11 protein-coding genes and 1 pseudogene are annotated in these 13,582 nt (G+C 62.0%); 6 read left to right on the forward strand and 6 right to left on the reverse strand.

All coding sequences use genetic code 11. The features are described 5' to 3' along the window. Positions 1 to 212 precede the first annotated feature (212 nt). Complete coding sequence (locus J1D76_RS18535) at positions 213 to 719, reverse strand: methylated-DNA--[protein]-cysteine S-methyltransferase (RefSeq protein WP_421139724.1); 507 nt, start codon at positions 717 to 719, stop codon at positions 213 to 215. Between the two features lie 136 nt (positions 720 to 855). On the opposite strand from J1D76_RS18535, the gene ggt reads away from it, so the two are divergent. Together ggt and J1D76_RS18545 are read left to right on the forward strand one after the other, a co-directional pair. Next, a complete protein-coding gene (gene ggt / locus J1D76_RS18540; RefSeq protein WP_421139725.1) occupies positions 856 to 2,583 on the forward strand; it encodes a gamma-glutamyltransferase in 1,728 nt (575 codons plus the stop codon). 68 nt (positions 2,584 to 2,651) lie between these two features. Next, positions 2,652 to 3,185 (forward strand): cysteine hydrolase family protein, encoded by a 534-nt coding sequence (locus J1D76_RS18545; protein ID WP_421139726.1) that lies wholly within the window; start codon positions 2,652 to 2,654, stop codon positions 3,183 to 3,185. A 246-nt stretch (positions 3,186 to 3,431) separates the two neighbouring features. Here the strand turns inward: J1D76_RS18545 and J1D76_RS18550 are convergent. Then, a pseudogene (locus tag J1D76_RS18550) lies at positions 3,432 to 3,788 on the reverse strand (TetR family transcriptional regulator C-terminal domain-containing protein); the annotation flags it as partial. 118 nt (positions 3,789 to 3,906) lie between these two features. Here J1D76_RS18550 and J1D76_RS18555 point away from each other — a divergent pair. The 4 genes from J1D76_RS18555 to J1D76_RS18570 all read left to right on the forward strand — a co-directional run bounded on the left by J1D76_RS18555 (position 3,907) and on the right by J1D76_RS18570 (position 9,530). Continuing rightward, the gene (locus J1D76_RS18555) at positions 3,907 to 4,929 is read left to right on the forward strand and encodes a helix-turn-helix transcriptional regulator (RefSeq protein ID WP_421139727.1); all 1,023 of its coding nucleotides are present in this window, start codon (positions 3,907 to 3,909) and stop codon (positions 4,927 to 4,929) included. Positions 4,930 to 5,129: 200 nt separating this feature from the next. Further along, positions 5,130 to 6,926: an amidohydrolase gene (locus J1D76_RS18560; RefSeq protein ID WP_421139858.1), complete on the forward strand. Its 1,797-nt coding sequence runs from the start codon at positions 5,130 to 5,132 to the stop codon at positions 6,924 to 6,926. A gap of 18 nt (positions 6,927 to 6,944) precedes the next feature. Then, positions 6,945 to 8,684, forward strand: a complete 1,740-nt coding sequence (locus J1D76_RS18565; protein WP_421139728.1) for an amidohydrolase — start codon at positions 6,945 to 6,947, stop codon at positions 8,682 to 8,684. Positions 8,685 to 8,789: 105 nt separating this feature from the next. Continuing rightward, the gene (locus tag J1D76_RS18570) at positions 8,790 to 9,530 is read left to right on the forward strand and encodes a TorF family putative porin (protein WP_421139729.1); all 741 of its coding nucleotides are present in this window, start codon (positions 8,790 to 8,792) and stop codon (positions 9,528 to 9,530) included. Positions 9,531 to 9,685: 155 nt separating this feature from the next. On the opposite strand, the gene J1D76_RS18575 is transcribed toward J1D76_RS18570, so the two are convergent. The 4 genes from J1D76_RS18575 to glyA form a co-directional block, all read right to left on the reverse strand. After that, positions 9,686 to 10,402, reverse strand: coding sequence for a L,D-transpeptidase family protein (locus J1D76_RS18575; protein ID WP_421139730.1), 717 nt, complete (start codon positions 10,400 to 10,402; stop codon positions 9,686 to 9,688). After that, positions 10,399 to 11,157: a M15 family metallopeptidase gene (locus tag J1D76_RS18580; protein ID WP_421139731.1), complete on the reverse strand. Its 759-nt coding sequence runs from the start codon at positions 11,155 to 11,157 to the stop codon at positions 10,399 to 10,401. Before J1D76_RS18580 ends, J1D76_RS18575 begins: the two co-directional genes overlap by 4 nt. Before the next feature lie 33 nt (positions 11,158 to 11,190). Beyond that, positions 11,191 to 12,180 carry a lipoyl synthase gene (lipA, locus tag J1D76_RS18585; RefSeq protein ID WP_421139733.1) on the reverse strand — a complete coding sequence of 330 codons (990 nt, stop codon included), beginning with the start codon at positions 12,178 to 12,180 and terminating at the stop codon, positions 11,191 to 11,193. A 141-nt stretch (positions 12,181 to 12,321) separates the two neighbouring features. Further along, the gene (gene glyA / locus J1D76_RS18590; RefSeq protein WP_421139734.1) at positions 12,322 to 13,578 is read right to left on the reverse strand and encodes a serine hydroxymethyltransferase; all 1,257 of its coding nucleotides are present in this window, start codon (positions 13,576 to 13,578) and stop codon (positions 12,322 to 12,324) included. Between the last annotated feature and the right edge of the window lie 4 nt (positions 13,579 to 13,582).

Raw genomic sequence — 13,582 nt, forward strand, 5'->3', positions numbered from 1 at the left:
CAGAAGAAGACACGGATTGATGAATCGAACTATGATTTTTCATGGACTCGCCCTCGCTGTCGTTGGCTGTTTAGACTGCCACCGTGGCGCATTGACGCCTCGGCTTGGGCGAGTCCATCCAATTACAAAAGCTCAGGCATCTCCCCGATTAACTGTAGGAGCCGGCTTGCCGGCGAAGGCGGCCTTGAGTGCGGCATCGCATGTGAGCAGGGTTAAAAGCCTGGCAGCCGTGCGGTGCCGGGTCCCCCTTCAAGTGTTAGCAGCAACGCCTTCGCCGCAAGCCCCCCGGCAAACCCGGTGAGCTTGCCCGACGCACCAATCACCCGGTGACACGGGGCCACGATCGAAATCGGGTTCTTGCCATTCGCCGCGCCCACCGCCCTGACCGCCGTCGGGTTGCCGATCTGTTCGGCGATCTGGCTGTAGCTGCGGGTCTGGCCAAACGGGATGGTCAACAGCGCCGCCCAGACCTTCTTCTGAAATTCGGTGCCGGCAAAATCCAGCTCCAGATCGAAGCGATCGCGAGTGCCGGAAAAATATTCACCCAGCTGCGCCGCCGTGCGCACCAGGATCGGATTGTCCGGCGCTTCGCTCATCGGGCCGAGGCGCACCCGGCCGGGTTTGTCGTTTTCCCAGAGGATGGCCGCCAGTCGGGAACCGTTCGCTACCAGCTTCAACTCGCCGACCGCAGACGCCAGGGTGATGTATGTATAAGTCATGCCAGGGCTCGCGCGAAATTGCTGAACAGGCGTTAAGGATACTGTCCTGACGGGGAGGCGCAATACGTAATCCCGACCATACTTGCCTACTGACTTTGAAGCGTTCCTGTGTTCAATAACAACAAGAGACCGACTCATGAAGTACGAACCTTTTGCCAAATCGCTGATTGCGACCTCGTTGGCGCTCAGCTGCCTGACGGCCTACGCCGCCTCTGTCGCCCCGGCCACCGGGGAAAACGGCATGGTGGTCACGGCCCAGCACCTGGCCAGTCATGTGGGTGTGGATGTGCTCAAGAACGGCGGCAACGCCGTCGATGCCGCGGTCGCGGTGGGCTACGCGCTGGCGGTGGTATACCCCGCGGCCGGCAACCTCGGTGGCGGTGGATTCATGACCATTCAACTGGCGGACGGGCGCAAGACCTTCCTCGATTTCCGTGAAAAAGCGCCGCTGGCCGCCACCGCCAACATGTACCTGGACAAGGACGGCAACGTCGTGCCGGACCTGAGCACCCGTGGCCATCTCGCCGTGGGCGTGCCGGGGACCGTGTCGGGCATGGAGCTGGCGCTGTCGAAGTACGGCACCAAGCCGCGCAAGGAAATCATCGCCCCGGCCATCAAGCTGGCCGAAGACGGCTTCGAGCTGGAGCAGGGTGACGTCGACTTGCTGGACTACGCCACCGACGTGTTCAAGAAGGACATGAAGGATTCCGGCTCGATCTTCCTGAGCAACGGCGAACCGATGAAGGTTGGCCAGAAACTGGTGCAAAAAGACCTCAGCAAAACCCTGCGGGAAATCTCCGAAAAAGGCGCCGACGGCTTCTATAAAGGTTGGGTGGCCGATGCCATCGTCACCTCCAGCCAGGCCAACAAGGGCATCATCACCCAGGCAGACCTCGACAAATACAAGACCCGCGAACTGGCGCCCATCGAGTGCGACTACCGTGGCTACCACGTAGTCTCGGCACCGCCTCCGAGCTCCGGCGGCGTGGTGATCTGCGAGATCATGAACATCCTCGAAGGCTATCCGATGAAAGACCTGGGCTATCACTCGGCCCAGGGTATGCACTATCAGATCGAGGCGATGCGTCACGCCTATGTGGATCGCAACAGCTACCTCGGCGACCCGGATTTCGTGAAGAACCCGATCGCCCACCTGCTGGATAAAAACTATGCGACCAAACTGCGTGAGGCGATCAACCCGCAGAAAGCGGCGAAATCGAGCGAGCTCAAGCCTGGCGTAGCGCCCCATGAAGGTAACAACACTACCCACTTTTCCATCGTCGACAAGTGGGGTAACGCGGTGTCGGTGACCTACACCCTGAACGACTGGTTCGGTGCCGGCGTGATGGCGAGCAAGACCGGGGTCATCCTCAACGATGAAATGGACGACTTCACCTCGAAAATCGGCGTGCCGAACATGTACGGCCTGGTGCAGGGCGAGGCGAATGCCATCGCGCCCGGCAAGGCGCCGCTGTCGTCCATGAGCCCGACCATCGTCACCAAGGACGGCAAAGTGGTGATGGTGGTCGGCACGCCGGGCGGCAGTCGCATCATTACCGCGACCTTGCTGACCATGCTCAACGTGATCGACTACGGCATGAACATCCAGGAAGCGGTTGACGCGCCGCGTTTCCACCAACAATGGTTGCCGGAAGAAACCAACCTGGAGGCCTTCACCACCAGCCCGGATACGATCAAAATCCTTGAAAGCTGGGGCCACAAGTTCGCAGGTCCCCAGGATGCCAACCATCTGGCGGCGATCCTGGTGGGCGCGCCATCCCTGGGAGGTAAACCGGTAGGCAACAACCGCTTCTACGGGGCGAACGACCCACGGCGCAACACCGGGTTGTCGCTGGGTTATTGAGGGTTGTGTCTGGAAGGGGACGGGCTTATGGTCGTCCCCTGATCCCTCGACATTCAAGGAAGGAAATCATGACCACCGCCATGTTAATCATCGACGTCCAGCAGGCTCTGTGTTCCGGTGAGTACGAATGCTTCGAGATTGGCCGGGTTATCAACACCATCAATGACCTGTCTGCCCGGGCGCGCAAGGCCTCGGTGCCTGTGGTGCTGATCCAGCACGAAGAAACGGGTAATCCACTGGCGCATGGCGCGCCCGGTTGGCAACTGGCCGAAGGGCTGGAAACCTCGCCCAAGGACCATCGCTTGCGTAAGACCGCCGGGGATTCGTTCTACCAGACCGACCTGAAAAAACTGTTGGCGAAAGAAGGCATCGAGCGCCTGGTCATCTGCGGACTGCAGACCGACTATTGCGTCAATGCCACGGTGCGCCAGGCCCTGAAACTGGGCTACGACGTGGTACTGGCGGGCGACGCCCATTCCACCGTCGACAACGGTAACCAGACCGCCGAAGACATCATTGCCGAGCACAACAAGGACCTGGCCCACCTGACCGGCTCCGTGGCGCGGATCGATGTAGTCCCGGCCAAAGACATCCACTTCTAACCCCCACACATTTCCCTTGTAGGTGCGGGCTTGCCCGCGAGGGCGTCCGGTCAGTCAAACCATTATTGGCCGTAATGACGCCATCGCGAGCAAGCTTGCTCCTACATTAATTTCGGTCGTTCACAGATTTGCGCACACCCTCTAACCCTGTAGGAGCGGGCTTGCCCGCGAAGGCGTCAGGCCAGTCAAATCAATATTGGCCGTCATGACACCTTCGCGAGCAATCTCGCTCCAACACGTAGTGCGTCAAGTCGCAAACATCAAAACCCGTTCCTCCCGCACCGCCACCGGCACCACGCCGCCCAGCACCAGCCGGGTAATGGTCGCCGCCGCATTCGCGTAATCCTCATCCTGCGGCGTCTCGCGCCCGGTGATGTGCGCCATTTGCCAGCCCAAATTGGTGTAGGTGCGAGTCGCGGACCAGATGAACAGCATCAGGTGCTCCGGGTCCACCGGCGCCAATAATCCGCGGTCGATCCAGCTGCGCAGGCATTCGACATTGCGCTGGGCTTGGGCATACAGCAGGTCGCGGCACTCTTCGGGTAATTGCCGGGCACCCAGCAACAACTCGCCGCTGAACACCTTGGCAATGTGCGGATGCTCCCACTTGTTCGGGCTGAACAGCAGTTTGTAACTGTTGATGTCATTGCGCGCTGGACGCCCCTCACGGCCCTATGGCATGTTCGAAACGAACAGCCATGCAGTGAACGGGATCGCAAAGATGAAGGAGGGAAACAAGGTCGGCGGTGACGTGACGATGGCGACGCTCAAGGCGTTCAACCAGTGCGTGTTGCACCTGGCAAGGCTGGCGCGGGAGAGCGGGGCGTCGCGGTTCATCGTCGATGGTCTGCAGGCATTCGGTGAACTGGTGCCCTTCGCATCCGCCTGGTGGGGCGAAATGTCTGCACCCGGTCCTGAGGTGCCCATGCAAAGCTGGATGCACGGCAGCATCAATCTTCCTGAGACCTTTGCCGCCGAATGGCATCCGGTGGCGGCCAACGATCAGTTTTCCTATGCCACGCTCAATCGTCCCGGTGAGGTGGTGTGCGACAAGGGTTTCAACGACCCTTGCGAGGCCGTCAACGATTTCGCCCGGCGCTTCGATCTCTATCACTTGATGAGCATCACCTACGAATTGCCCGAAAGCGGCCTGATGTTTTTCGTCTGCCTCTACCGGGGTGAGCATGAACAGGCGTTCGAGGAGAACGAAGCCGAGCTGTTTTTGGCGTTCTGCGATCACCTGTTCCAGCAGTGGCGGTTTCAGGTGCAGGACATGATTCGCTTCGACTGCGAAAACGCCGCGAGCGATTTTGGCGTCGCGCGCATGGACGGCACTCTGCTGTATGTGGGGGCCAGGCTGTGCGTTGCCATCCAGCGTGAACTGCCCGGCTGGAGCGGTTCCACGCTGCCACCCGAGGTGATTGCGCAATTGTCCAAAGCCCCCTGCGTGATCCGCCTGGGTCGCTGTGCCCTGACCCTCACCCCCAACGCTGAACACGTCATCCTGTCCCTCGATGCACCCTCGGGTGGGGATGGCCTGGCGCCTCGGGAACGCACCGCCGCGATGCTGTTTGCCGCCGGCCACTCCTACAAGGAAATTGCCCGGATGCTCGCCCTGAGCCCGTCGACCGTGCGTACCTACCTGCGCAATTGCTACGTGCAGCTGGGTGTGAAAAGCAAGGTCGAACTGGGTTCCGTCCTGCGTTCGCCGGGTGTGCTGACGGAGTCCATGCGCCGGGATTAATCCCAGCCATTTCACCTATTTGCCTGACCCCCCTCATTTGCAGAGGTCCATTCGAGCGCCGCGCCCTATAGGGTATGCCCTGTCTATCAAGGGCTTGTGCAGTCGCTTCGGGCCGCTTCAAAACAATAAGAACAGGGGTGAGGCATTTGAGACTTTCCAGGTTGTTCATCGCCGTTGCATCGACCACGGCGTTTTCCTGCATGGCATGGGGCGCGACGCCCGCCGACACGGTCATGCGCAATGGCTACGTGTACACCGTCGATGGCCAGGACTCGGTACAGCAAGCCGTCGCGATTGCCGGTGGCAAGATCGTTTATGTTGGCAGCGATGCCGGGGTCGCCGGCTACATCGGCCAGCAAACCCGATTGATCGACCTGGGCGGGCGCATGCTGATGCCGGGCTTCGTCGATGCGCACATGCACCCGGGGGATGGCGGCCGCGCCATGACCTTGTGCGACCTGAAATACCAGATCATGACCCGGGCGCAGTTTAAGGCGAGCATCCAGGCCTGCCTCGATGCCGAGAAAGACAAAGGCCCGGACGTGTGGCTCGAAGTCGGCAGTTGGGACCGCATGGGCATGACCGGGCTCGATGGCGATGCCGACAAATCAACCCTGGACGCGCTCAAGACCCAGCGTCCGATCCAGGTCCGCTCCACTGATTTCCACACCATTCTGACCAACTCCCGCGGCCTGGAACTGGCAGGGATCAACAAGAACACGGTCGATCCCGAAGACGGCAAGTACCGCCGCGACAGCGCCGGCAACCCGAATGGCATCTGCGAGGACGGCGCCGCCGAGTCACTGGCCGCCGTGGTGCCACCGGCCTCTGATGCGGAAAAACTCAACCAGTTGCGTGCCGGCCTCGACGCGATGCGCCAACAGGGCATCACCAGTTTCTTCGACGCAATGTCCGGCCCGGAAAACGGCAAGGGTTTCACCCGCCTGCAACAGTCCGGGGAGTTGACCGCAAGGGCCTTGCTGGCGATCAAGCTGGACCCGGCCGCCGCCGCAGCCGACCCGGCGAAAACCATCGCCGAGGCCAAGGCCCTCGCCAGCACCTATGACCAAGGCGAAGTGAAGGTGGCGCCGGGGGTGAACATGCGCCACGTCAAACTGTTCATGGACGGCATCATCAATGCCCCGGCGGACACCGGCGCGATGCTGACGCCGTATCTGCACAACAGCGGCACGGACAAGGCGCCGCAGTGGACACCGGGCAACAACCTGGGCGAGTTGTACTTCCCGCCGGCCGTGCTCAATCCGTTGATGCTGGAAGCGGTCAAGGCCGGTTTCGATCCGCACCTGCACGCCACCGGCGAACGCGCTGTGCGCGACGCACTGGACAGCGTCGCGTACGTGCGCCAGCAACTGCCGGGCAATCCGTTCCGCCCGTCCATCGCTCACGCCGAGTCGGTCGATCCGGCCGACTATTCACGCTTCAGGGCGCTGGATGTCACGGCCACCATGTCATTCCAGTGGGCGCAGCAGGCGCCGTCCACCGTCGACGGCACCAGCGATCACCTCGGCGCCGCGCGTTTTGCGCGCATGGAACCCTCGGGCAGCATCGCCCATGCCGGTGGCCGCGTGGCCTTCGGCAGCGATTGGCCGGTTGATCCGCTGGATGAGTTCCTCGCCCTGAAAGTCGGTGTGACACGCTCGGGCGATCCGACCAACCCCCACAGCTACGGGCCCAAGTATGCCGGGCGCCTCAATGCCGATCCGGCGCTGTCGCGCGGCGAAGTGCTGCGCAGCATCACTCTCAATGCCGCCGAGCAGCTAAGGCTGGACGCGGTGCTCGGCTCGGTTGAAGTCGGCAAATTTGCTGACCTGATCGTGCTCGACAAGAACTTCATGCAAGTCCCCGAACAAGCACTGGGCCGTAACGATGTGCTGCTGACGCTGGTCGGCGGCAAGGTCGTCTGGGTCAAGCCACCGTTCCTCGGGCTGACGCCACAGGCTGGCGCCCAGACCGTCACTTCCCGATCCGCCCAATAAAAACGAGAGAGCGTTGCGATGCGATTGATTCCAAACCTGTTGGCCGCCGCACTGGCCTTGTCTTCGGTGCAGGCGATGGCCGCCGCTGACCTGGTGTTGTTCAACGGCAAAGTGTTCACCGCCGAGCCCGGCCAGGCGTTGGTGCAGGCCGTCGCGGTACAGGACGGCAAGATTTTGAAAGTCGGCAGCAACGCCGAGATCAATGCCCTGGCGGACGACAAGACCCAGCGCGTCGACCTGGCCGGCAAGGTGCTGATGCCGGGCATGATCGACACCCACAGCCACCCGGTGGTGGGCGCGTTCGACAGCATGAAGGCCAACCTGCTGGACGAAGTCAAACCGATGCCAGAGCTTGAGCAATGGTTGATCGAAGAGGACAAGGCCGGGCGTGCCCGGGCCGGCGATGTGATCAGCGTGGCCGGGGTGAGTTCGGCCTATTGGGAAAAAAGCCGCGAGCTCGGCAAGCTGTTCAATCAGGGGCGCTGGGCCGATCAGCCGATTGTCCTCAGCGGCATCGACGGCCACACCGGCTGGGCCAACAACGCGATGCTCAAGCGTCTGAACATCGACGCCGCACTGGTCAAGAGCCTGCCGGAGAAAGAGCGCGGCTACATCGGTCATGAAGAGGATTTCACGCCCAACGGCTACTTCGCCGAATCGCGCTGGGACGTGGTGCGCGGCGCGATTCCAGCGCCGAGCCAGGAGACCATGCTCAAGGCCGCACGCGAGGCGGTCCGCATCAACAACCAATACGGCGTCACGGCCTGGATGGACGCCGCAGCCAACGGCGGCAGCGAAGATTCGCTGTTCGATTTCCATGCCACCAAGGACACGGTGGGCGTGCTGCCCCTGTACAAGGCACTGGCGCAGAACGGCGAACTCAGCGCCCACGTCGCCGCGCTGATGGTCACCAACCCGAAGAGCAAGCCGGCTGACCTGGAAGTGATTGCCACGGTCATGAAGCAGTTCGAAGGCGTGCCGAACCTGACATTCCCCGGCATCAAGGTGTTTGCCGACGGCATTCTCGAATACCCGGGCCAGACCGCAGCGGTCATCGTGCCCTTCAAGAACAGCCATAAAAACGGCCAGTTGTTGATCGATCCTGCGCACTTCGGTGAACTGGTGGTGGCGGCGGAAAAGCGCGGCTGGATCGTCCACGTGCATGCGGTCGGTGACCGCGCCGTACGTGAAGCGCTCAATGGCGTGGCCTTTGCGCGCAAGCTCAGCCCGACGCCGGTGCCGCACAGCATCGCGCACTTGCAACTGGTCAATCCCAAGGAATTTCCACGCTTCAAGCAACTGGGCGTGATCGCCTCGATGCAACTGCTGTGGGCCACCGGCGAGTCCTACACCGTGGAACTGGTCAAGCCGTACATCAGCGCATTTGCCTACGGCTACCAGTATCCCGCGCGCTCCCTGCATAACGCCGGCGCGACGATTGCCGGTGGCAGCGACTGGCCGGTGTCCAGCAACAACCCGTTCAACGCCATCGCCCAGGCCAGCACCCGCAAAGGACCGCTGGGCGTGCTCAATGCCAAGGAGAGCATCGACCGCCAGACCATGTTCTACGCCTACACCCTCAACGCCGCGAAAACCCTGCGCCTGGAGCAGCAGATCGGCTCGCTCGCGCCGGGCAAGCAGGCCGACCTGATCATCCTCGACCGCGATGTGTTCAAGGTCAGCGATGACGATCTGTTCGAGACCAAAGTGCTGAAGACCTACTTCGCCGGCAAGCAGGTCTACGCCCCCGCGTCCTGATCTGCACACAGCCCAAACGTAACAACTGCCAGCCCCTCGTGACGCGAGGGGCGCGGCATCGCCATGCCTGAAATTCCCCCGTACACATAACAACAAGAGACCGGTATGAACGCATTTTCAGCATTGACCCTCGCCGCACTGGCACTCGCTCCCTTGACCAGCCACGCCGTGGCCCTCAACGATGACTTCAGCCTCGACGTGACCCTGGGCCTGGTCAGCGACTACCGCTCCCGTGGCATTTCGCAGACCCTCGGCGATCCGGCGGTGCAGGGCGGCGCGACCTTGCTGCACAGCAGTGGCCTGTACATTGGCGCCTGGACTTCCAACGTGGATTTCGGCGGCGGCTTCGATACACGGGAAGAACTTGAGTATTACGCCGGCTATTTCTGGCAGGCGACCGACGCGATCAGCCTCGACCTGGGCTACATCAAGTACGACTACCCGAAAAACGCCGAATTCAACCTGAGCGAGGTCTACGCCATTCTCGATTTGTATGGCGTGAAGTTGGGCGCCTATTACTCGAACGATACGCCGAACGTATTCGGCGACGACCAGGACACGCTTTACACCTATGTCGGCTACAAATTCATGTTGCCGGCCGAGGTCGGCCTGGAACTGCGCGTGGGGCGCAACGATGTCAAGGATCCGGCCTTCCTGTCCGCCAACGGCGACGACCGCGAGGCCTATTACGAGTGGGAAGCCAAGGTGACCCGCGACTTCGTCGGCGTGACCTGGGGCCTGAGCTATGTCGACACCGACCTGACCAAAAGTGAATGCACGGGCTGGTACGGCTATGACGATTTGTGCTCGGCGACCGTGGTGGCGAGTGCGACCAAAACCTTCTGAGTCCGTCCCTGGGGGCGGTAGCGGATGAGCGGGGTCAGCGAGGGGCGTTTGTGGCGAGGGGGCTTGCCCCCGTTGGGGCGCGTAGCGGCCCTAAAAGATAGGCCTGCTGCGCAGTCCAACGGGGGCAAGCCCCTTCGCCACCGGTTCGGCGTTTGTTATTGCTTGGGCAGGCTCCAACGCTCACGCAACTGTTCGTATTGCGCCTGCGGCAATTGCACCAGCACCGGCGATTTTGTCGGATCCAGCCATTGCAACAACCGCGCAATATCCCCCGGGTCCATGGCCGTGCAACCTCGGGTTGGCGCCGTGGGCCCGCGCCAGATGTGGAAGAAAATGCACGAACCCGCAGCGGCAGTGGCCGGGGTGTTGTGCTGGATGAATATGCCCTGGCGGTACAAGTCATCGCTGCGGCGCATGTGTTCGGAACTGCTCCAGTCCTTGGCCACCACCGCGCCGTCGAGCAATTGGTTGTAGCGGGCTGATTGGCTGTCATCCACGCATTCGACAGTCGGCGTCAGCGATAAATACGGCACGCGGGTGTCGGCCGCAGGCGCGTAGCCAAACGCCGTACCCAGCGTGAACATACCGGCCGGGGCCTTGCCGTCGCCCTCCTGTTTCACTGGCCCTTCAGCTTGCCCGGGATCGATCAGGCCCTTGCCCCAGCCCATGCCGTTCTTGCCGAGCACCACGGCGAATGGCGCTTCGAATTTTTCAAAGCGCTTGCCATGTCTTTCATAGCGCTGAGCGGTGGCCTGAATGTCATCCCAGCTGTTGCTGGTGACCACGATCAACTGATCGCTGCCGTCGAGCCCCTGGGCCATGGCGGCCAGGGGAACAACCAGCAGCAACAGGGTTTTAATCAATGTGTTCATGGCGCAAGTGGCGTGATGGGGAAATCCATCACGTCCGGTTTCTGTGGATTGCCGCTGTAGGTGAAGTGCCACCACTCGGCGGAGTAGCCGACAAAACCTTCCTTGGCCATGGCCTGGGTCAGCCGCTGGCGATTGGCTTTGGCCGTGTCGTTGATCGAGGTCGAATCGGTGTGCGCCCGCTCATCGAAGCAGTCGAATCCGGTGCCCATGTCGAGCGCGCCGTCGTGCCAACGCTCGCCATAAGGTGCGGTGCAATCCACCGCTTTCACCGAAGGCGACCAGGTGTCGGCGGGCAGGGCACCGGGGCCGGTCAGGGTCAGGTCGACGGTGTTGCCTCGGGAATGATTGGACACCCGCGCCACGTAGCCCAGGTGCCAGAAGTCCTGCTTGTTTACCCGTGGATAGAACTCGGTCTTGAGCGGGTCGCCGGGTTCGTTGGCAAAGCGGCCCATGTCCGCCACGGCGCGGGTCGGGCGATAGCAGTCGAATACTTTCAAGCCGTAGCCGTCGGACTTCAGCGCCGTTTGCACCCGGGCCAGGGCCTTGGCGGCATCCGCCGACAGCAGGCATTGGCCTGCCTGGTAGCCGTCGAGCGGGTGCCCGGTGAAGTTGTGGGCGCTGGCGTAGCGGATGTCCTGCTCGATACTCGGATCAATGCTGCGCACGTACACCATGTGCGCAGGTCTCGACGCGTCGGCCATGCACACCGTGGCAAGGCTCAAGCTCAGCAACAACAGACAGGGGGAACGAAACATCGGGAACGGCTCCAGGCATGACCAGTCGCCCAATCATGGCTTGAAACCGTGCGCACCTCCATGAAGTTGTTGATCGGCGTGATAGGACGAACGCACCAGCGGCCCGGAGGCGACGTTCTTGAAGCCCATGCGCGTGCCTTCCTCGGCGAACCAGGCGAAGGTGTCCGGGTGCACGAAGCGCTGCACCGGCAAGTGACTGCGCGAGGGTTGCAGGTATTGGCCGAGGGTCAGCATGTCGATGTCGTGCTCGCGCATGCGCTGCATGACTTCGATGACTTCCTCGTCTGTTTCGCCCAGGCCCAGCATCAGCCCGGACTTGGTCGGCACATTAGGCACCGCGAGCTTGAATTTTTGCAGCAGGTCCAGCGACCACTCGAAATCCGAGCCCGGGCGCGCCGCTTTATACAGACGCGGTACGGTTTCCAGGTTGTGGTTGAACACATCCGGCGGCGCCGTGGCGGTGATTGCCAGGGCCACGTCCATGCGCCCTCGATAATCCGGCACCAGGGTTTCCAATTGAACACCGGGCGACAGTTTGCGGATCTCGCGCAGGCAATCGACAAAGTGCTGGGCACCGCCGTCGCGCAAGTCGTCGCGGTCCACCGAGGTGATCACCACGTACTTGAGGCGCAACTCGGCGATGGCCACGGCGAGGTTCATCGGCTCGTTGGTGTCGAGCGGTTTTGGCCGGCCATGGCCGACATCGCAGAACGGACAACGACGGGTGCAGATGTCACCCATGATCATGAAGGTCGCGGTGCCACCGGAAAAACACTCGCCAAGGTTCGGGCACGAGGCTTCCTCGCAGACGCTGTGCAGCTTGTGTTTGCGCAGCAGTTGTTTGATCCGCTCGACCTCGGGAGAAATCGGCATGCGCACGCGAATCCAGTCGGGTTTGCGCGGGAATTCATCGGTGGGAATGATCTTCACCGGAATCCGCGCCACCTTGTCCGCACCGCGCAGTTTGGTGCCGACCTGTACTTTGGGCGGGAGGTTGCTGGCTGAATCGACAATGGCGTTCATGGTGCATTCCTTGTGCAGCAGGGAGCAGAACCCGTAGGAGTGAGCCTGCTCGCGATAGCGTCGTATCAGTCAATAGGAATAGCGACTGATCCACCGCTCTCGCGAGCAGGCTCACTCCTACAGCGGATTTGTGTGGATTGCTCAGTCGCGGTAGACCGGGAAATCAGCGCACAACGCCGCCGCCTGACGCGCGACATTGGCCTCGATGTCGGCATCGCCCAAATGATCGAGGATGTCGCAAATCCACCCGGCCAACGCAATGCTTTGCGCTTCCTTGAAGCCGCGGCTGGTGATCGCCGGCGTACCGATACGCAGGCCGGAGGTCACGAACGGGGATTGCGGATCGTTAGGCACGGCATTCTTGTTGACGGTGATGCCGGCACGGCCGAGGGCGGCGTCGGCGTCCTTGCCGGTCAGGCCCTGGCGGATCAGGCTGACCAGGAACAGGTGGTTGTCGGTGCCGCCGGACACCACGTCATAACCGCGCTCGATAAACACCTGCGCCATGGCCTGGGCGTTGCGGATCACTTGCGCCTGATAGGTCTTGAAGCCGGGTTCCAGTGCTTCCTTGAAGCACACGGCCTTGGCCGCGATCACGTGCATCAGCGGACCGCCCTGGCCACCGGGGAATACCGCAGCGTTAAGCTTCTTCTCCAATTCGGGATTGGCCTTGGCCAGAATCAAACCGCCACGCGGGCCGCGCAACGTCTTGTGCGTGGTGGTGGTGACCACGTCGGCGTAGGGCAGGGGATTGGGGTACAGACCGGTCGCCACCAGGCCGGCGACGTGGGCCATGTCGACGAAGAAGTAGGCGCCAACCTTGTCGGCGATCTGCCGCAAGCGCGGGAAGTCCAGGGTCTTCGAGTAGGCCGAGAAGCCGGCGATGATCATCTTCGGCTTGTGCTCGACGGCCAGGCGCTCGACTTCGTCGTAGTCGATCAACCCGGTACGGGTGTCGATACCGTATTGCACCGCGTTATAGAGCTTGCCGGAGAAACTCACCTTGGCGCCGTGGGTCAGGTGGCCGCCGTGGGCCAGGCTCATGCCCAGCACGGTGTCGCCGGCTTGCAGCAAGGCGAGGTAAACCGCGGCGTTGGCCTGGCTGCCGGAGTGCGGCTGGACGTTGGCGTAGTCGGCGCCGAACAGCTGCTTGGCGCGGTCGATGGCCAGTTGTTCGACCACATCGACGTGTTCACAGCCGCCGTAGTAACGCTTGCCCGGGTACCCTTCGGCGTACTTGTTGGTCAGGCCGCTGCCTTGCGCCTCCATCACTCGCTGGCTGGTGTAGTTCTCCGAGGCGATCAGTTCGATGTGGTGTTCCTGCCGCGCATCTTCGGCATTGATCGCTGCCAACAGTGCGTCGTCGTAGCCTTTGATCTGGTCGTGCTTGCTGAACATGGTG

The sequence above is a fragment of the Pseudomonas sp. NFX15 genome (assembly GCF_049132105.1).
Classification (GTDB): domain Bacteria; phylum Pseudomonadota; class Gammaproteobacteria; order Pseudomonadales; family Pseudomonadaceae; genus Aquipseudomonas.